This window comes from Lentzea cavernae, assembly GCF_014653695.1.
Classification (GTDB): Bacteria; Actinomycetota; Actinomycetes; order Mycobacteriales; family Pseudonocardiaceae; genus Lentzea; species Lentzea cavernae.
In genome coordinates this window covers 16,517-34,599 of sequence record NZ_BNAR01000003.1, presented here as the reverse complement: position 1 = coordinate 34,599, position 18,083 = coordinate 16,517, and the positions used below count along the sequence as shown (strand labels likewise).

General features: G+C 67.6%; 18 protein-coding genes, 2 tRNA genes and 1 pseudogene. 14 read left to right on the top strand and 7 right to left on the bottom strand.

Features of this window, described 5'->3' with window-relative positions; translation table 11 throughout:
- Positions 1-5 precede the first annotated feature (5 nt).
- The 3 genes from yidD to rpmH all read right to left on the bottom strand — a co-directional run bounded on the left by yidD (position 6) and on the right by rpmH (position 771).
- Positions 6-263 (bottom strand): membrane protein insertion efficiency factor YidD, encoded by a 258-nt coding sequence (yidD, locus tag IE307_RS10175; RefSeq protein ID WP_030480223.1) that lies wholly within the window; start codon positions 261-263, stop codon positions 6-8.
- The gene (gene rnpA, locus IE307_RS10170; RefSeq protein ID WP_342768719.1) at positions 260-553 is read right to left on the bottom strand and encodes a ribonuclease P protein component; all 294 of its coding nucleotides are present in this window, start codon (positions 551-553) and stop codon (positions 260-262) included. Before rnpA ends, yidD begins: the two co-directional genes overlap by 4 nt.
- A gap of 74 nt (positions 554-627) precedes the next feature.
- Positions 628-771, bottom strand: a complete 144-nt coding sequence (gene rpmH, locus IE307_RS10165; protein ID WP_030465619.1) for a 50S ribosomal protein L34 — start codon at positions 769-771, stop codon at positions 628-630.
- Between the two features lie 347 nt (positions 772-1,118).
- Here rpmH and dnaA point away from each other — a divergent pair, with 347 nt between their 5' ends.
- From dnaA to IE307_RS10115, 11 genes and pseudogenes are all read left to right on the top strand, one after another.
- Positions 1,119-2,723 carry a chromosomal replication initiator protein DnaA gene (dnaA, locus tag IE307_RS10160; protein WP_191297663.1) on the top strand — a complete coding sequence of 535 codons (1,605 nt, stop codon included), beginning with the start codon at positions 1,119-1,121 and terminating at the stop codon, positions 2,721-2,723.
- A 775-nt stretch (positions 2,724-3,498) separates the two neighbouring features.
- Complete coding sequence (dnaN, locus tag IE307_RS10155; protein WP_191297662.1) at positions 3,499-4,623, top strand: DNA polymerase III subunit beta; 1,125 nt, start codon at positions 3,499-3,501, stop codon at positions 4,621-4,623.
- Between the two features lie 43 nt (positions 4,624-4,666).
- The gene (gene gnd, locus IE307_RS10150) at positions 4,667-5,581 is read left to right on the top strand and encodes a phosphogluconate dehydrogenase (NAD(+)-dependent, decarboxylating) (protein ID WP_268250354.1); all 915 of its coding nucleotides are present in this window, start codon (positions 4,667-4,669) and stop codon (positions 5,579-5,581) included.
- 3 nt (positions 5,582-5,584) lie between these two features.
- On the top strand, positions 5,585-6,691 hold the full coding sequence (recF, locus tag IE307_RS10145; RefSeq protein ID WP_191297660.1) for a DNA replication/repair protein RecF: 1,107 nt from the start codon (positions 5,585-5,587) through the stop codon (positions 6,689-6,691).
- Between the two features lie 118 nt (positions 6,692-6,809).
- The gene (locus IE307_RS10140; RefSeq protein WP_229904585.1) at positions 6,810-7,343 is read left to right on the top strand and encodes a DciA family protein; all 534 of its coding nucleotides are present in this window, start codon (positions 6,810-6,812) and stop codon (positions 7,341-7,343) included.
- A gap of 245 nt (positions 7,344-7,588) precedes the next feature.
- Complete coding sequence (gene gyrB, locus IE307_RS10135) at positions 7,589-9,559, top strand: DNA topoisomerase (ATP-hydrolyzing) subunit B (protein WP_191297659.1); 1,971 nt, start codon at positions 7,589-7,591, stop codon at positions 9,557-9,559.
- Between the two features lie 55 nt (positions 9,560-9,614).
- Positions 9,615-12,158, top strand: a complete 2,544-nt coding sequence (gyrA, locus tag IE307_RS10130) for a DNA gyrase subunit A (RefSeq protein WP_191297658.1) — start codon at positions 9,615-9,617, stop codon at positions 12,156-12,158.
- Between the two features lie 361 nt (positions 12,159-12,519).
- Entirely contained in the window at positions 12,520-13,224 is a 705-nt protein-coding gene (locus IE307_RS47600; protein ID WP_191298322.1) for a DUF3566 domain-containing protein, read from the top strand.
- A gap of 74 nt (positions 13,225-13,298) precedes the next feature.
- Positions 13,299-13,372, top strand: a tRNA-Ile gene (locus IE307_RS10120).
- A 135-nt stretch (positions 13,373-13,507) separates the two neighbouring features.
- Positions 13,508-13,627: pseudogene (locus IE307_RS46665) on the top strand (DLW-39 family protein); the annotation flags it as partial.
- A gap of 41 nt (positions 13,628-13,668) precedes the next feature.
- Positions 13,669-13,741: transfer RNA gene (locus tag IE307_RS10115), tRNA-Ala, on the top strand.
- A gap of 228 nt (positions 13,742-13,969) precedes the next feature.
- Here IE307_RS10115 and IE307_RS10110 read toward each other — a convergent pair.
- Positions 13,970-14,365, bottom strand: coding sequence for a DoxX family protein (locus IE307_RS10110; RefSeq protein ID WP_191297657.1), 396 nt, complete (start codon positions 14,363-14,365; stop codon positions 13,970-13,972).
- Positions 14,366-14,475: 110 nt separating this feature from the next.
- Here IE307_RS10110 and IE307_RS10105 point away from each other — a divergent pair, with 110 nt between their 5' ends.
- Positions 14,476-15,009, top strand: a complete 534-nt coding sequence (locus IE307_RS10105; protein WP_191297656.1) for a DUF2020 domain-containing protein — start codon at positions 14,476-14,478, stop codon at positions 15,007-15,009.
- 15 nt (positions 15,010-15,024) lie between these two features.
- Here IE307_RS10105 and IE307_RS10100 read toward each other — a convergent pair whose 3' ends face one another.
- Entirely contained in the window at positions 15,025-15,591 is a 567-nt protein-coding gene (locus IE307_RS10100) for a hypothetical protein (protein WP_191297655.1), read from the bottom strand.
- 93 nt (positions 15,592-15,684) lie between these two features.
- Between IE307_RS10100 and IE307_RS10095 the strand changes: the two genes are divergently transcribed.
- Together IE307_RS10095 and IE307_RS10090 are read left to right on the top strand one after the other, a co-directional pair.
- Complete coding sequence (locus IE307_RS10095) at positions 15,685-16,233, top strand: peptidylprolyl isomerase (protein ID WP_191297654.1); 549 nt, start codon at positions 15,685-15,687, stop codon at positions 16,231-16,233.
- Positions 16,230-17,147 carry a rhomboid family intramembrane serine protease gene (locus IE307_RS10090; protein ID WP_229904584.1) on the top strand — a complete coding sequence of 306 codons (918 nt, stop codon included), beginning with the start codon at positions 16,230-16,232 and terminating at the stop codon, positions 17,145-17,147. Before IE307_RS10095 ends, IE307_RS10090 begins: the two co-directional genes overlap by 4 nt.
- A 7-nt stretch (positions 17,148-17,154) precedes the next feature.
- On the opposite strand, the gene IE307_RS10085 is transcribed toward IE307_RS10090, so the two are convergent.
- Together IE307_RS10085 and crgA are read right to left on the bottom strand one after the other, a co-directional pair.
- Positions 17,155-17,550 (bottom strand): PH domain-containing protein, encoded by a 396-nt coding sequence (locus IE307_RS10085; protein ID WP_191297653.1) that lies wholly within the window; start codon positions 17,548-17,550, stop codon positions 17,155-17,157.
- A gap of 233 nt (positions 17,551-17,783) precedes the next feature.
- Complete coding sequence (gene crgA, locus IE307_RS10080) at positions 17,784-18,050, bottom strand: cell division protein CrgA (RefSeq protein ID WP_030465604.1); 267 nt, start codon at positions 18,048-18,050, stop codon at positions 17,784-17,786.
- Between the last annotated feature and the right edge of the window lie 33 nt (positions 18,051-18,083).

Here is an 18,083-nt window from a genome sequence, read left to right as displayed (position 1 = left end):
GGGAGCTACTCCTCGGTGGATACGTCGGGGACCTGCCGCCTCGGCGGAACGGGGTCCAGGCCTCCAGGGTGCCAGGGTCCGCAGCGCAGCAACCGGCGGATGGTCAGCCAGGTTCCTCGCAACGCACCGTGGACGGTCAACGCCTCCACCGCGTATGCGCTGCAGCTGGGGTAGAAGCGACAGGTCGGTGGCAGCAGCGGCGAGATGAACTTCCGGTAGAAGTGCACCGGCAGCAGCGCGACCTTCGCGGGCAACGTGGTCATCGCAGCACCTTGCGCAGGGCAGAGGAGAAATCGGCGGCGAGCTCGGAGCTCGACGCCTCGGCTGCTGGTGCCAACGCCCTGACCACGACGAGAGTTCCCGGCGGCATCTCTGCCAAGGCGGGACGCACGACGTGGCGCAGGCGGCGGTAGACGCGGTGGCGGACCACCGAGTTGCCAACTGCCTTGCTCACGACGAAGCCCACCTTGGACGAATCCAAGGTGGGCACGTCGGGCTTCAAGACGTGGACGACCAACCGGGGTCGTCCGGCGCGGCGGCCTCGGCGGACCACCAGGCCGAAGTCCTGGCTGCGGGTGAGCCGGGCGGCCGGTGGGAGCACGACGACGCTGCGCTTACCAGCCGCTGTCAGGCGGACAGAGTGGCACGGCCCTTGCTGCGGCGCGCGGCCAGAATGGCGCGGCCGGCACGGGTCCGCATGCGCAGCCGGAAGCCGTGCGTCTTCGCGCGGCGGCGGTTGTTGGGCTGGAAGGTGCGCTTACCCTTGCTCACGGTCGGTCTCCCGGTGCTTCACTGCTGACAAAGCCTTGTGGTTGTCCCCGACGGCAGTGGACGTAGGCGCGCGAAAGGCGCCCGTCGCAAGCGGGAGACTCGTCTGAGGGTACGCATGCCCGGGTGCGGCGACCAAATCGGGGTGGCCGAGGCCACGTCTTGTGAGGCGTGCCGGGCCTTGTTACCGTTCGTCCTTCGCGCATGCCGGGGCTGGCGTGGGAGCCGCCACCGACCGGCAACACAACGCACCTTTTAGTGCACAGTTGTGGATAACTCTGTGGATACCTCTATTCTCCGTGTCCACATGTGGAGTCTTTGGCTCCGGCGGAGGGGAGGGGAGCGCGGAGGTGTCGAACCAGCAGGTCGATCTTGGTCTCGTGTGGGCCGAGGTGGTGCAGGAACTGGCGACCAGCCACCTGTCCCCCCAGCAGCGCGCGTGGATGAGGGTCACCCGTCCGATCGGTTTGCTGGATGGAACGGCACTGCTCGCTGCTCCCAGTGACTTCGCGAAGGAAGCGATCGAACGCGCACTGCGCGACCCGATCACCGCGGCGCTCTCCCGCAGGCTGGGCCGCTCGGTCTCCCTCGCGGTGAAGGTCGACTCGCCGGAACCGGTGAGTCCCGTCGTGAGCCCGCCCACCACGCCGATCCCGGTCCACGCGCTGCAGGCCGCGCAGGTCCAGCCCGTGCCGCCGGTCGTCCCGGCGATCCCGGTCGGCGACACGCCCGGCTCCGTGATCACGGACGAGGGCCTGAACCCGGACGGCTCGGAAGAAGAGGTCGACGAGGCCGGCGACGCGCTCGCCGCCGTCACCGAGATCTGGCCGACCTTCAACACCGCGAACGCGGCGGTGGGCACGACACCGAACTCGAACCTCCCGTACACGCGGCCCGCGAACCCGTCGCCGTCGCAGACGAGGCTGAACGAGAAGTACAACTTCGACACGTTCGTCATCGGCGCCTCGAACCGGTTCGCGCACGCCGCGGCCGTCGCGGTGGCCGAGGCTCCGGCCCGTGCGTACAACCCGCTCTTCATCTGGGGTGAGAGCGGCCTCGGCAAGACGCACCTGCTGCACGCCGTCGGGCACTACGCCCAGCGCCTGTTCCCCGGCATGCGCGTGCGGTACGTGTCGACCGAGGAGTTCACCAACGACTTCATCAACTCGCTGCGCGACGACCGCAAGGTCGCCTTCCAGCGCCGCTACCGGGACATCGACGTGCTCCTCGTCGACGACATCCAGTTCCTGGAGGGCAAGGAAGGCACGCAGGAGGAGTTCTTCCACACGTTCAACACGCTCCACAACACGAACAAGCAGATCGTGGTGTCGAGCGACCGGCCGCCCAAGCGGCTGGAGACGCTGGAGGACCGCCTGCGCACGCGGTTCGAGTGGGGCCTGATCACGGACATCCAGCCGCCGGAGCTGGAGACGCGGATCGCGATCCTCCGCAAGAAGGCGGCCCAGGACCGGCTCGCGGCCCCGGCGGACGTGCTGGAGTTCATCGCCTCCCGCATAGAACGCAACATCCGCGAGCTCGAGGGCGCGCTCATCCGCGTCACGGCGTTCGCGTCGCTCAACCGCCAGCCGGTCGACATCCAGCTCGCCGAGATCGTGCTCCGCGACCTCATCCCGGACTCGCACGCGCCGGAGATCACCGCACCGATGATCATGGCGGTCACCGCCGAGTTCTTCGGGGTCTCGATCGACGACCTGTGCGGCCCCGGCAAGACGAAAGCGCTTGCGCAGGCACGTCAGATCTCCATGTACCTGTGCCGCGAGCTGACGGACCTGTCGCTGCCGAAGATCGGCCAGACGTTCGGCGGCCGCGACCACACGACGGTCATGCACGCGGACAAGAAGATCCGCAAGGAGATGGCCGAGCGCCGGCGCATCTACGACCAGGTGCAGGAGCTGACGTCGCGCATCAAGCAGCGCGCCCGCCACACTCCCTGATCCACCCGGGTAGCAACGAAGGGGTCCTCCACCGCGGAGGGCCCCTTTTTCGTCCGCCCACGACGGTGCCCCCGGCCGGACCCCGGCGCCCGGGGACGGGACGGCCGGACGGAGGGGGAGCACCCGGGCGCGCGGTCGCGGCTCGACGGCCGACACCCGGGGACGACTCGTGCGAGGCGATGGGACTGCATCAGTACGTGCGGCTCCAATCACCACCACGCGCCGCGCACGTACCCGGGTAGACGAGGCCCGATCGGCCGCGCGGCGAAGCTTTCTGTTCGCCCCCGGCACTCGAAGGGGTGGGGACAACTGGAAAAGTCTGTGGCCCCGGCCACGATCTGGCCACAGAAGCCTGTTGAACACCCGGGTACAACTGGCCCGCACCCGGGGACGCACCCGGGGACAACTGTGGACGATCTGTGGACCGAGACCTGTGCACAACTGGCTGTCCCCGGGTGCGCCGATCTGTCCCCGGGTGCCATCCCCCGCTAGTCCACATGGTGGGTGACACCTTGACCTGCAGGTTTAACGCCTGTCCCCACAATCCACAACCCTTACTGTTACTGCTGTTTGATCTCTTCTAGGAAGAACTCAAAAGCAAAACAGCGGTGGATGGTTCCCGGGGATCGGTGCCCGAACCCCGAAGTGACGGGAAGGGCCAGGACGCTCTAACGTGGTTGCTCCGCACCTCGGGTTGCCGAGGGACGAGGCTCCCTAACCCCCACTGGCACGTTGTCGTGGTTGGGCTTGTCGACTGTCGAGGAAAGGACGCCTCATGAAGATCCGCGTCGAACGCGACGGCCTGGCCGACGCCGTCGCCTGGGTCGCTCGCAGCCTTCCGTCCCGTCCACCGGTTCCGGTGCTGGGCGGCGTGCTGCTCGACGCGGAGTCCGACGACTCGCTGACGGTCTCCGGGTTCGACTACGAGGTCTCGGCCCAGGTCGGTGTCCCGGCGACGATCGCGGACGGCGGCCGCGCCCTGGTCTCCGGGCGTCTTCTCGCCGACATCACCAAGGCGCTCCCGAACCACCCCGTCGAGATCGCGGTCGACGGCGCTCGCATGATGATCAGCTGCGGCAGCGCCAGGTTCAGCCTCCCGACGATGCCGGTCGAGGACTACCCGGCGCTCCCGTCGATGCCGCAGCTCATCGGTGAGCTCCCCGGCGAGGTCTTCGGTGAGGCCGTCAGCCAGGTCGCCGTCGCGGCCGGCAAGGACGACACGCTCCCGATGCTGACCGGCGTCCGCGTCGAGATCGGCGAGGGCAAGCTGACGCTCGTCGCCACCGACCGGTTCCGCCTCGCGATGCGCGAGTTCCCGTGGGAGCCCGACGCGTCCCTCGGCGAGGTCGCGGTCCTCGTCCCGGCGCGCACCCTGGGCGACGCGGCCAAGACGCTCGGCTCGTCCGGCGCCAAGGTCGAGATGTCGCTCGCGGCCAACGACGGACTGCTCGGCCTGTCCGGCTCCGGCAAGCGGACCACCACCCGCCTGCTCGACGCCGACTTCCCGAAGTACCGTCAGCTGCTGCCCTCCGAGCACTCGGCCGCGGCGATCATCGACATCGACGCCCTGCAGCAGGCGATCAAGCGCGTGTCGCTCGTCGCCGAGCGCGGCACCCAGGTGCGCCTCGAGTTCGTGGACGGCGGCCTGCGCCTGTCCGCCGGCGGCGACGACGAGGGTTCGGCCGAGGAGGAGCTCCCGGTCGAGTACACCGGCGACGCGGTCACCATCGCGTTCAACCCGGGCTACCTGCTCGACGGACTCGGTGCCGTCCGCACGCAGAAAGTCCACTTGTCCTTCACCACACCCAGCCGACCGGCATTGCTGAAGCCGGTGGACGAGGATGGGAACGTGGCGCCGGGCTACCTGTACCTGCTCATGCCCGTTCGCCTTCCCGGCTGAGAAAACCCTTACCGGGTACCGCAAGAACGTAGGGGAGAACACCGTGCAGCTCGGACTCGTCGGCCTCGGCAAGATGGGTTTCAACATGCGCGAGCGGGTGCGCCGTGCCGGTCACGAGGTGATCGGCTACGACCGCAACCCCGAGGTCACCGACTCGGAGTCGTTGGCGGACATGGTGTCCAAGCTCCAGACGCCTCGCGTGGTGTGGGTGATGGTGCCCGCGGGCGACATCACCCGGAACACCGTGAAGGAGCTGTCCGAACTGCTGGAGCCGGGCGACCTGGTGGTCGACGGCGGCAACTCCAAGTTCACCGACGACCGGATCCACGCGGACCTGTTGGCGGAGAAGGAGATCGGCTACGTCGACTGCGGCGTCTCCGGCGGTGTGTGGGGCCTGGAGAACGGCTACGCGCTGATGGTCGGCGGCGACGCGAAGCACGTCGAGCAGGCCATGCCGATCTTCGACGCGCTGCGTCCGGAGGGTCCGCGTGAAGAAGGTTTCGCGCACGCGGGCAAGGTCGGCGCCGGCCACTACTCGAAGATGGTCCACAACGGCATCGAGTACGGCCTGATGCAGGCGTACGCCGAGGGCTTCGAGCTGCTCGACAAGACCGACGTCGTGGACAACGTGCCGGCCGTGATCTCGGCCTGGCAGCGCGGAACCGTCGTGCGGTCGTGGCTGCTCGACCTGCTGGTGCGCGCGCTGGAGTCCGACCCGGAGCTCGACGACCTGCGCGGGTACGTCGAGGACTCGGGCGAGGGCCGGTGGACCGTCGAGGAGGGCATCAACAACGCGGTGCCGCTCCCGGTGATCTCCGCGGCGCTCTTCGCGCGGTTCCAGTCGCGGCAGGAGGACTCGCCCGCCATGCGTGCGGTCGCCGCGCTGCGCAACCAGTTCGGTGGCCACTCGGTACACCTCGCCGGACCGTCGTCCGGCGGCGGCAGCACCCAGGGCTAGCGAGTGCACGTCAGACACCTCCAGGTCAGCGACTTCCGTTCCTGGGAGCTCGCCGACCTGGAGCTCGAGCCCGGAGCGTCGGTGCTCGTCGGCCGCAACGGCCAGGGGAAGACGAACCTGGTCGAGGCGATCGGGTACGTGGCGACGCTGGGCTCGCACCGCGTGTCCAGCGACGCGCCGCTGATCCGGCACGGCGCCCAGCGCGCCGTGGTGCGCACGGCCGTGGTCAACGACGACCGCGAGCTGCTCGTCGAACTGGAGATCACGGCCGGCAAGTCGAACCGGGCGCGGATCAACCGCGGTCCGGTGCCCCGGCCGCGCGACGTGCTCGGGATCCTGCGCACCGTGTTGTTCGCACCGGAGGACCTCTCTCTCGTGAGAGGCGATCCGAGCGACCGGCGGAGGTTCCTCGACGAGATGCTGGTGTTGCGCGCGCCGCGGTACGCAGGTGTGCGCAGCGACTACGACCGCGTGTTGAAGCAGCGCAGCGCGTTGTTGAAGACGGTGAAGCACTCGCGGTCGGCGGATCTCTCGACGCTCGACGTCTGGGACGGGCACCTCGCCCAGCACGGCGCGGAACTGCTGGCCGCGCGGTTGAAGCTGGTCCGCGACATGGCGGACCACGTGACCTCGGCGTACGCGGAGGTCGCTCCGGAGTCGCGTCCGGCGCTCATCTCGTACCGGTCGAGCGTCGGCGACCTGCCGGAGGACCGGGAGAGCATCGAGGACCTGCTGCTCGCCGAGCTCGACCGGGTGCGGCGGCAGGAGATCGAACGCGGAGTGTGCCTCGTCGGTCCCCACCGCGACGACCTGGACCTGACGCTCGGTGAGCTCCCCGCGAAGGGCTACGCCAGTCACGGAGAGTCATGGTCTTTCGCGCTCGCCCTGAGGCTGGGCGGGTACGAGCTGATGCGTGTCGACGGCATCGAACCGGTGCTCGTGCTGGACGATGTCTTCGCGGAACTGGACCGCGGCCGGCGGCAGCAGCTGGCCAAGGTGGCGGCCGCCGCCGAGCAGGTGCTGATCACCGCGGCGGTGGCGGAGGACGTTCCCGACGAGCTGAGCGGTGCTCGGTTCGAGGTCCACGGCGGGGAGGTGCGGCGTGTCTGACCCAGAGGCTGACTCTGGGGGTTCGAAGCCCCCATATGTAGCTCGATCGGGTGTGTCCGCCCACACATCTGGGGACAAGTCTGTGGATGGTGTGGATAACTCCGTCACAAAACCCGACTTGTCCACAGGTTCATTCACACCTGAGGGTGAGCCACTGAAGGGTTCGGACCTCGCCAGGGCCGCTCTGGAGGCGGCGAAGGCGAGCGCGAAGGCCCGCGGACGGGTGCCGGGGAGCAAGTCGAAGGGCCGTCCGGTCAACCGCAGTCGGCGTCGCTGGTCGGGTGCCGGGCCGGACGACCGCGACCCCCAGCCGCTCGGGCGGATCGCGTCCAGGATCGCGGCGGACCGCGGCTGGGTCGAGCAGCTCCAGGGTGGCCAGGTCTTCGGTCGCTGGGCGAAACTGGTGGGGGAGGACGTCGCCGAGCACGCGAAACCGATCGCGCTCAGTGACGGGGAACTGACGGTCCAGGCGTCGTCGACGGCGTGGGCCACCCAGCTGCGCCTCCTGCAGCGCGAGCTGATCAAGCGGATCGCCGCGGGCGTGGGCAACGGCGTCGTCAAGAAGCTCAAGATCAAGGGACCGGACGCTCCGAGCTGGCGACACGGCCCCAGGCACGCGCCTGGGCGCGGCCCGCGTGACACCTACGGGTGAGGTCCTGTCAAGGGCTCAGCGGCGATTCTGTGGCTCAATGAGCGTTCACCAGCGGATTTGAACCCCCTTTTCAGCCGTCCTGACCCGTCTTGAGCGCCTTGAGGCGCTCTGTGACCGAATCAAAGGTGTCCTTGCCCCCGTTCTGTCGGGGTGCCCCGGTAGAATCACGGGTAGAGCGTCACCATCCCAGCAGTCGGGGAACACCGTGCGGGCCCTGCCCGCATCAGCGAGGAGACTCCAGGCCCGTGTCAGCTAAGAAGAATGAGTACGACGCGTCCTCGATCACCGTCCTCGAGGGTCTCGAGGCAGTGCGCAAGAGGCCGGGCATGTACATCGGCTCGACAGGCGAGCGCGGTCTGCACCACCTGGTCCAGGAGGTCGTGGACAACTCGGTCGACGAGGCGATGGCCGGCTACGCGACGACGGTCGACGTCACCCTGCTGGCCAACGGCGGCATCCGGGTGATCGACGACGGCCGCGGCATCCCGACCGGCATCCACCCCGTCGAGGGCGTGCCGACGGTCGAGGTCGTCATGACCAAGCTGCACGCGGGCGGCAAGTTCGACAGCGACTCCTACGCGGTGTCCGGCGGTCTGCACGGCGTCGGCATCTCCGTGGTGAACGCGCTGTCCACCGCCGTCGACCTGGAGATCAAGAACGCGGGTCACGTCTGGACCCAGCGCTACGAGGGCTCCAAGCCCGCGCACGAGCTGCGCAAGGGCGAGCCCACGACGGAGACGGGCACCACCGTCACGTTCTGGGCCGACCCGGACATCTTCGAGACGACCGAGTACAACGTCGAGACGATCGCACGCCGCCTGCAGGAGATGGCGTTCCTCAACAAGGGGATCACGATCATCCTGCGCGACGAGCGGGTCTCGCCGGAGGACGAGGAAGCCGACGCCGAGGGCCACAAGGCCGCGGTGAAGGAGCGCGTCTTCCACTACCCCGGTGGTCTGGAGGACTTCGTCCGCCACATCAACCACACGCGCGAGGCCGTGCACCAGAAGGTGATCGGCTTCGAGGTGCAGGGCGACGACCTGCAGGTCGAGATCGCGATGCAGTGGAACACCGGCTACACGGCGTCGGTCTACACGTTCGCGAACACGATCAACACGCACGAGGGCGGCACGCACGAGGAGGGCTTCCGCGCCGCGCTGACGCGAGTCGTCAACGAGTACGCGCGCGAGAAGAAGCTCCTCAAGGAGAAGGACACGAACCTCACCGGTGACGACATCCGCGAGGGGCTCGCGGCGATCATCTCGGTGAAGCTCAAGGAGCCCCAGTTCGAGGGCCAGACGAAGACCAAGCTGGGCAACAGCGAGGCGAAGTCGTTCGTGCAGAAGTCGACGAACGAGCACCTGGCCGACTGGTTCGAGCGCCACCCCAACGAGGCCAAGACCATCGTCACCAAGTCGGTGTCGTCGGCGCAGGCCCGCATCGCCGCCCGCAAGGCCCGCGAGCTGGTGCGCCGCAAGGGCGCGCTGGACATCGGCGGCCTGCCCGGCAAGCTCAAGGACTGCCGCTCGACCGAGCCGGAGCGCTGCGAGCTCTACATCGTCGAGGGCGACTCCGCGGGTGGCTCGGCCAAGGAGGGCCGGGACTCCATGTACCAGGCCATCCTGCCGATCCGCGGCAAGATCATCAACGTGGAGAAGGCGCGCATCGACCGCGTCCTCAAGAACACCGAGGTCCAGTCGCTGATCACGGCGCTCGGCACCGGCATCCACGACGAGTTCGACCTCTCCAAGCTGCGCTACCACAAGATCGTGCTGATGGCCGACGCCGACGTCGACGGCCAGCACATCCGCACGCTGCTGCTCACGCTGCTGTTCCGCTTCATGCAGCCGCTCATCGAGCACAACCACGTGTACCTCGCGCAGCCGCCGCTCTACAAGATCAAGTGGCAGCGCGCGGAGCCGGAGTACGTCTACTCCGACCGCGAGCGCGACGCCGTGATCAAGGCAGGCCTCGAGGGCGGCAAGCGGCTCGGCAAGGACGACAACATCCAGCGGTACAAGGGTCTCGGCGAGATGAACGCCGAGGAGCTGTGGGAGACCACGATGGACCCGGCCAACCGAATCCTGCGCCAGGTCACCATGGACGACGCGGCCACCGCCGACGAGCTGTTCAGCGTGCTCATGGGCGAGGACGTCGAAGCACGCCGTTCGTTCATCACCCGCAACGCCAAGAGCATCAAGTTCCTCGACATCTGAGTTCGAACTCGATCCCTAGGCATCCTGGCGTTTCTGGCGAGAAGGAAAGAGAACAGTGAGCGAGACGACTCTGCCCCCGCAGCACGACCGCATCGAGCCGGTCGAGATCCAGCAGGAGATGCAGAACTCGTACATCAACTACGCGATGTCCGTCATCGTGGGTCGTGCGCTGCCGGACGTGCGCGACGGGCTCAAGCCCGTGCACGTCCGTGTCCTGTACTCGATGTTCGACTCCGGCTTCCGCCCCGACCGCGGCTTCAACAAGTGCGCGCGCGTCGTCGGCGACGTGATGGGCAACTACCACCCGCACGGCGACTCGGCGATCTACGACGCGTTGGTGCGTCTCGCCCAGCCGTGGGCGCTGCGCTACCCGTTGATCCAGGGCCAGGGCAACTTCGGCTCGCCGGGCAACGACCCGGCTGCCGCCATGAGGTACACCGAGTGCCGGCTCTCCCCGTTGGCCATGCACATGCTGGCCGACATCGAGGAAGAGACCGTCGACTTCCGCGACAACTACGACGGCCGCATCCAGGAGCCGGTCGTCCTCCCGTCGCGCATCCCGAACCTGCTGATCAACGGCAGCTCGGGCATCGCGGTCGGCATGGCGACCAACATCCCGCCGCACAACCTCCGCGAGGTGGCGGACGCCGTGGTGTGGGCGCTCGACAACCACGAGGCCTCCGACGAGGAGACCCTCGAGGCGACGATCGCCCGGATCAAGGGCCCGGACTTCCCGACGTACGGCCAGATCCTCGGCACCTCCGGCATCGAGGACGCGTACCGCACCGGCCGCGGCTCGGTCCGCATGCGCGCGGTCGTCGAGATGGACGAGGACACCAAGGGCCGCACGATCCTCGTCGTCACCGAGCTGCCGTACCAGGTCAACCCGGACAACCTGGTCGAGAACATCGCCTCGCTCGTGCGCGACGCCAAGCTCACCGGCATCGCGAACATCGCCGACGAGTCGAACCGCCGCATCGGCATGCGCATCGTGGTCACGCTCAAGCGCGACGCGGTGGCGAAGGTCGTGCTGAACAACCTCTACAAGCACACCCAGCTGCAGTACTCGTTCGGTGTGAACATGCTGGCGCTGGTCGACGGCGTGCCCCGCACGCTGCGGATCGACCAGATGATCCGGCACTACATGAAGCACCAGATCGAGGTCATCGTCCGGCGGACGAAGTTCCGCCTGCGCAAGGCCGAAGAGCGCGCGCACATCCTGCGCGGACTCGTGAAGGCGCTCGACCAGCTCGACGCCGTCATCGCGTTGATCCGCCGGTCCGAGACGCCGGACATCGCGCGCACGGGCCTGATGGAGCTCCTCGACGTCGACGAGGTCCAGGCCAACGCGATCCTGGAGATGCAGCTCCGCCGCCTCGCGGCCCTGGAGCGCCAGAAGATCATCGACCAGCTGGCCGAGATCGAGGTCGAGATCGCCGACCTCAAGGACATCCTCGAAAAGCCGGAGCGCCAGCGCAAGATCGTGCGCGACGAGCTCACGGCGATCGTGGACAAGTTCGGCGACGACCGCCGCACGAAGATCATCCCGTTCGACGGCGACGTGTCCATGGAGGACCTGATCGCGGTCGAGGACGTGGTCGTCACGATCACGCGCACCGGCTACGCGAAGCGCACCAAGACCGACCTCTACCGGGCGCAGAAGCGCGGCGGCAAGGGCGTCCAGGGCGCCCAGCTCAAGCAGGACGACATCGTCGCGCACTTCTTCGTGTGCTCCACGCACGACTGGATCCTGTTCTTCACGAACAAGGGCCGTGTGTACCGCACGAAGGCGTACGAACTGCCCGAGGCGAACCGCAACGCCCGCGGCCAGCACGTCGCGAACCTCCTCGCGTTCCAGCCGGACGAGGAGATCGCGCAGGTCATCCAGATCAAGAACTACGACGTGTCGCCGTACCTCGTCCTCGCCACCCGCAAGGGTTTGGTCAAGAAGTCCAAGTTGTCGGACTTCGATTCCAACCGATCGGGTGGACTAATCGGCATCAACCTGCGTGAGGACGACGAGCTGGTCGGAGCCGTGCTGTGCTCGGCCGATGACGACCTGCTCATGGTCTCCGCGGACGGCCAGTCGATCCGCTTCCACGCGACCGACGACGTGCTGCGCCCCATGGGTCGTGCCACGTCAGGCGTGCAGGGCATGCGGTTCAACGCCGATGACGAGCTGCTCTCCGTCGGCGTCGTCCAGGAGGGGCTCTTCGTTTTGGTCGCGACGGACGGTGGGTACTCGAAGCGAACGCCGATCGAGGACTACCCGGTCCAGGGTCGCGGTGGCAAGGGTGTGCTGACCATTCAGCACGACCGCCGACGTGGCAGGCTTGTCGGAGCGCTCATCGTCGACGTGGACGACGAGCTCTACGCCATCACCTCGAGCGGCGGGGTCATCAGGACCCGAGCCGAGCAGGTGCGCAAGGCTGGACGGCAGACGAAGGGCGTGCGGCTGATGAACCTCGGCGAAAGCACCACTTTGATCGCCGTCGCACGCAACGCGGATGAGGCCGTCGACGTCACTATCGGTGAGACGTCTGTCGCGGAGGACTCTGCCGTCGACGAGGCAGCCACCCCCACCGACTCGGCCGAGTAGCCGGAATCGCTAGCGAGAGGTCAAGGACAAGCTCGTGACTCCACCCGAGAACCGCGAAGGTCGGGACGCGGACAAAACCGCGGTGATCACCAAACCGACTCCCCAGAAGTCCGCGCAGAAGGCTGCGGAGAAGGCGGATTCGGCAGCGGCGGCCTCCGGTTCCTCGGGTGGAACCGCGCAGGACAAGACCAAGCCCGTGTCGGCGGAGAAGGCGGCGGAAGCCGCCGCTCCTGCCGCCGCGGAGACCAAGGAGAAGCCGGCGGCACCCGCCGCCGCCACTCCGGCACCGGCCCCGGCCGCGCCGGCTGCTTCTCCCGCGCCGGCCGCTTCGGCCGCTCCGGTCGAGGAGAAGACGGTCTCCCTGAGCACGCCGGCGCCGTCCGCCCAGGCCGCCGCCCCGGCGCCCACCGCGGACGAGCCGGTCGTCGTCTCGGCACCGCCGCCCTGGCAGCGAGTGACGAACGACACGGAAGCCTCGCACCACGAGGCGACCGAGACGTACACGGCTCCGGCCGCGCCGCCGGTTCCGGCCTCCGAGCCCGCGCCGGCGTTCCCGTCGACCGACCCGGACACCGTCAAGGTGCAGAAGCCCGTGGTCACGGGCTCGGCAGTGCCCGCAGGCCTCGGCAGCAGCCGCACGTCGGTGAACATGGGCAGCGGTGCTCGCCCTGCCGCGTCCACCCCGTCGGCCCGCCGTCCCGGCCGCGGCCCGCGCCGCGCCTCGCTGCAGGTGAAGCGCGTCGACCCGTGGTCGGTGCTCAAGCTCGCCCTGGTGCTCGGCGTCGCGCTGTTCTTCGTCTGGCTCGTGGCGGTCGGCGTGCTCTACGGCGTGCTGCACGGCATGGGCGTCTGGGACAAGATCAACAGCACCGCGAACGACCTGCTCCAGGCCAACGAGCCCGGCGAACCGCTGATCAGTGCCGGCCGCGTGTTCGGCGTCTCGGCGATCATCGGTGCCGTCAACATCGTGCTGTTCACGGCCCTCGCGACCGTGGGCGCGTTCGTCTACAACGTGTCCGCGGACCTGGCCGGTGGCTTGGAGTTGACGCTCTCCGAGCGTGAGTGACCCCCGATTTGGGAGCGGCGAGGACGATCCTGTAAGGTTCTCCTCGTCGCCCCGAGCGGGTGATAGTTGATCGAGGGCCTATAGCTCAGGCGGTTAGAGCGCTTCACTGATAATGAAGAGGTCGGAGGTTCAAGTCCTCCTAGGCCCACTCGATTCGAAACTCTCTCGAATCACCATCTTGATTCTGATCCGGACGTGCGTTCCGGAGCCCCGGCTGAAGACCCACAAAGCCTGTAGGCTGGTCCGGTAGGTCGGGGCATAACCGTCTTTGGAGGGGTTCAGAGTGGCTAAGAAGATCATCGCACTCGTCGTGGTCGCCGGTGCGGTCCTGTTCTTCGTGAAGCGCAACCGTTCGGCCAAGGCCGACGCGGACCTGTGGCGCGAGGCCACCGCCCCCACCGACTGATCTTCGCTCTGACGGGTGGTTCACCACCCATCAGGCTTGGGGACGTAGCTCAATTGGCAGAGCACCGCCTTTGCAAGGCGGGGGTTAGGGGTTCGATTCCCCTCGTCTCCATATTCGTTCCTCGGGCCGAGGAGTGTCTGCAGAAAGCGCAGACCTCCTCGGCCCGAAGTGTTTTCTGGGGGCCGAGCCCCCAGACCCCAGCCGGCGGGCTCCGCCCCCGGACCCCCGGGCCTCCTCGCCTTCGGCATCGGTGGCCCATCAGGCGGTCCATCGGCTTTCGTTCAATGCCAAAGCCCGCTCGCGGCGTTGGGAGCGGGCTTTTGTGCGTTCTGGCTGGGGCTAGGCGTTGGCGAGTGATTTCTTCGCGGATTTGTTGCGGAGGTGGTCGATGCTCCACGCGCCGGCGCCCGTGAAGACCAGCAGGAGGAAGGCCCAGGAGTAGACGGCTGCCAGTTCGCCGCCGTTCTGGATGGGCAGGAGGCCCTTGGGCTGGTGGACCACGAAGTAGGCGTAGGCCATGGCGCCGGAGCTGATGAGGGCGGCCCAGCGCGTCCAGAGGCCGATGAGGACGAGTCCACCGCCCACCAGTTCGATGAGGCTCATGGGGCCGCCCGGCCAGGAGAGCAGTTCGGTTCCCTTCGAGATCTTCTGGACCCCGTGGAACACGAAGAACAGACCGATGATGATGCGGAACAGCGCCAGGGCGTGCTCTCGTCGTTGCTCCAGGAACTCCATGGTTCAACGTCCTTCCGGGGCGCGGTGGCAGGGGGCAGGGCACTAAAGGTATGGACCAATTTGAGTGTGCCGCGTGAGCCGCTTCGCGTATCTGGTTGACTGTTGCCCCTATGAAACGAGCACTGTTGCTGCCCCTGCTCGGTGTCCTCGCCGCGTGCGGCACGGTCGGCGGTCAGGCCTCGCCGGTGCCGGCGGACCAACGCCAGCAGGTCACCACCTCGACCAGCGCGGCTGCGACGGTGCCGCCGGCGCCCAAGCCCGCGAAAGACGGCACGTGCCCGTACCTGGCGACCAGTTATGTCGCGCAGGCCAACGGTCAGCTCGTGCCGAAGGTGAAACTGTCAACGGACGAACCTCACCCGGCATGCTTCTTCTACGCCAACGCGACGGAGATCCAGCTGACCGTGAGGGTGTACGTGGGCGACGCTGGTATAGCGAAGAAAATCGTGAACGAGGCGGCGCCGGACGGTTCACAGCCCGCGAACTCGCCCACCGGGTGGACCGGAGGGTACGTGAACGACGACAGCGGCGTCGTCTACGCCGTGGCGAAGAGCGACGCCGCTGTCGTGGTCACGAGCAACCAGAAGCAGTCGATCAAGGCCCGCCGGATCGCCGAAGAGGCGATCAAGGGGCTGAAGCTATGACTTACCGGATCCGTCCTACTTGACCGGCTCCTTCTGGGTGGGCACCTGCCCGTTGAGGACGGGCTCCGCGTGCGGGGCCTGCTCCTCTTCCTGCAGGTAGACCTCCTGCGGCCTGCGCGTCATCGCGACGTATCCCGCCGCGGCGGCCGCGATCAGGAGGCCCAGCACCCACGGCCAGCGGCGGCGCTTCGGCGCGTCCGCACCGAGCTGGGCCGCGGCCTTGCGGATCTCCTTGGCACGCACCTTCGCGTCCTTGCGCGCGTGCTTGGCTGCCTTCTTCACTTCCTTGCGCACGACCTCGGCCTTGCCCATGAGGTCGGCGCGAGTCTGCGCGCTCTTCTTGGCGAGGCGCTTGCGAGAGCGACGAGTCTGCTTCTCCCAGTCCTCGGCCTTGCCCATGAGCGTGTCGGCCCGCTCGACGAGTGCGCCGCGAACCTGGTCGGCCGTGATGCCCCGCTCGGCGAGCTTGACCTCAGCGACGTGACCAGCGCGAACGACACCCTGACGCGCGGCCTTCAGACCGGTGCCGACAGCCTTGCCCACGTTCTCGCCGGCACGGGTCATGACGTCCACCTCGTCCATCCTCTGCTCCACACGTTGTCGTCCGGTGATGCTCTAGAGGTACCCATCGTGCCCGTTTCTGAACATCCCCGCCTGTGATGGCACGATGGAGTGGTGGCTGACAGCAACGAATCCTTCGTCGGGACCAAGGTGACGGCGACCCTGCACACCACGCAGGGCGACATCCGCATCAACCTGTTCCCCGACCACGCCCCCAAGACGGTGGCGAACTTCGTCGGGCTCGCCGAGGGCACCCGGGACTACACCGAGGCCAACGCGAGTGGCGCGAAGTCGGGGCCGTTCTACGACGGCACCCTCTTCCACCGCGTCATCGCCGGCTTCATGCTCCAGACCGGTGACCCGACCGGCACCGGCCGCGGTGGCCCCGGCTACCGCTTCGCGGACGAGTTCCACCCCGAGCTCCAGTTCAACAAGCCCTACCTGCTCGCGATGGCGAACGCCGGGCCCAACACCAACGGCTCCCAGTTCTTCGTCACCGTGGCGCCGACGACGTGGCTGAACTTCAAGCACACGATCTTCGGTGAGGTCGCGGACCAGGAGTCGCGCGACGTCGTCGACGCCATCGGCGGCACCACGACCGGCGCGGGCGACCGTCCGGTCAAGGACATCAAGATCGAGCGGATCACGATCGAACGCGCGTGAGCAACGCATCCGTGCCACCGGAGGGGCCGATCGGAGCGCAGCCGGAGACTCCGGTCTGCGCACGTCATTCCGATCGGCCCACCCGGCTGCGCTGCACCAGGTGCGACCGTCCGGCGTGCCCGGACTGCCTGCGCGACGCCTCGGTCGGCATGCAGTGCGTCGACTGCGTGAACGAAGGCGCCCGCTCGGTCCGCCAGGTCCGCACCTCCGCGGGCGCGGTGGTCTCGAACGGCCGCCCGATCATCACGCAGGTGATGATCGCGCTCAACGTGATCGCGTACGTGGTCACGGTCGTCCAGTCCGGCAGTCCGATGAACAACCAGCGGTCAGGGCTGTTCACGGCGACGTCGATGATTCCGGAGCTCACCGCCAACGGTGAGTGGTGGCGCATTCTCACCTCGGGCTTCATGCACTTCGGCCTGATCCACCTCGCGCTCAACATGGCCGCGCTCTTCGTGGTCGGCCCCGTCGTCGAGCAGGAACTCGGCAAGCTGCGGTACAGCGCCGTGTACTTCCTGTCGCTCCTCGGCGGCAGTGCGGCGGCGTTCTACTTCGGCACCGTCTGCCAGCAGCTCGCCGGAGCGTCCGGTGCGGTGTTCGGCCTGATGGGCGCGTTGCTGATCGTGTTCAAGCGCCAGAAGCGCGACATCTCGACGATCCTCGTGGTCGTCGGCATCAACCTGGTGTCGAACCTCTTCACCAACGCCTCGCTGCTCGGGCACCTCGGCGGGTTCGTGATCGGCGGCCTGCTGACGCTCGCGATGGTCAAGGCGCCGCAGAAGAACCGCAACGCCTACCAGATCGGCGCTGTGGCAGTGGCTGTTCTGCTGCTCGGTGGCATGTTCCTCTTGCGCGCCTCCGAACTCGACACAGCCGCGGAACTCGTCCTCGAGTACGCCAGGACGTGCCGCTAGAACTGATTCACGGGCGCAGCGCGTGAAGCACTCCGGCGACTTCTTCGGGATCGACGCCGAGGTCCAGTCTCGTGAGCACCACGAGGCGGTCGTCGGCGTCGAGTTCCAACGACTGCTGTTCCCTGCCGAGCCGGCGGGTGGTCTGCAACTTGACCTTCACCTCGTGCCACGGCAGCAGCGTCGTGCTCGCGAACCCGCGCACCGCGAGCCCGTCCGCGTCCGCCGTGAGCCTCGGCCTGGCGATCGACCCGAACGCCGCGAGGTAGCTGACCAGCAGCGTTGCCAGTCCGATGAGGAGACGGCCCGCGTTGTCGTCGGCGATGAACGTCGCGAAGGCGAGGGCGAGGGCTGCCACCCACGCGATGGCGACCAACGGGGCGGGTGTGGACCAGGTGCGAGTCACCCTGTCGAGTGTGCCGCATGAATTGTGGACAACCGAACGGGTCCGCATGAGGGAAAACCGTCGCTTGTGCATTTTGGTGCAAAGTTGTCCACAGGACTTGTCCCCAATGGGGATGACTTACAGCGGTGTGCTTCGGTGACGCTCGGATGAACCAGGTGAACGTGGCACGAACAAAGGTCGGCCCGGACGTGTGACGTCCGGGCCGACCTCACGAACCGTGATCTGGTGAGCGCCTAGCGCCAGCGCATCGTCATCAGCAGACCGATGATCATCAGCGCGAAGCCGATGGCGAAGTTCCACGCGCCCAGCTCGAGCATGAACGGGATCTTCTCGGCCGCGATGTAGTTCACCACGAGCCACGCGAGGCCCAGCAGCATGAAGCCGAGCATGACAACGACGTAGACCGGGTGAGACGGCCCCGCTGCCTTGACCTTGACCGGCGTGCGGCGGTCAGTGGGTGCGGTGTAGACCGCCTTCTTCCGGACCTTCGACTTGGGCATGCTGTCCTCGCCTGACGTGGATATCCGTGAGTG

Bases quoted from the DNA above. Each gene is read 5' to 3' on its own strand.
- yidD (WP_030480223.1), bottom strand. From the start codon at position 263: ATGACCACGTTGCCCGCGAAGGTCGCGCTGCTGCCGGTGCACTTCTAC.
- dnaN (WP_191297662.1), top strand. From the start codon at position 3,499: ATGAAGATCCGCGTCGAACGCGACGGCCTGGCCGACGCCGTCGCCTGG.
- IE307_RS10110 (WP_191297657.1), bottom strand. From the start codon at position 14,365: ATGGAGTTCCTGGAGCAACGACGAGAGCACGCCCTGGCGCTGTTCCGC.
- IE307_RS10105 (WP_191297656.1), top strand. From the start codon at position 14,476: ATGAAACGAGCACTGTTGCTGCCCCTGCTCGGTGTCCTCGCCGCGTGC.
- IE307_RS10100 (WP_191297655.1), bottom strand. From the start codon at position 15,591: ATGGACGAGGTGGACGTCATGACCCGTGCCGGCGAGAACGTGGGCAAG.
- crgA (WP_030465604.1), bottom strand. From the start codon at position 18,050: ATGCCCAAGTCGAAGGTCCGGAAGAAGGCGGTCTACACCGCACCCACT.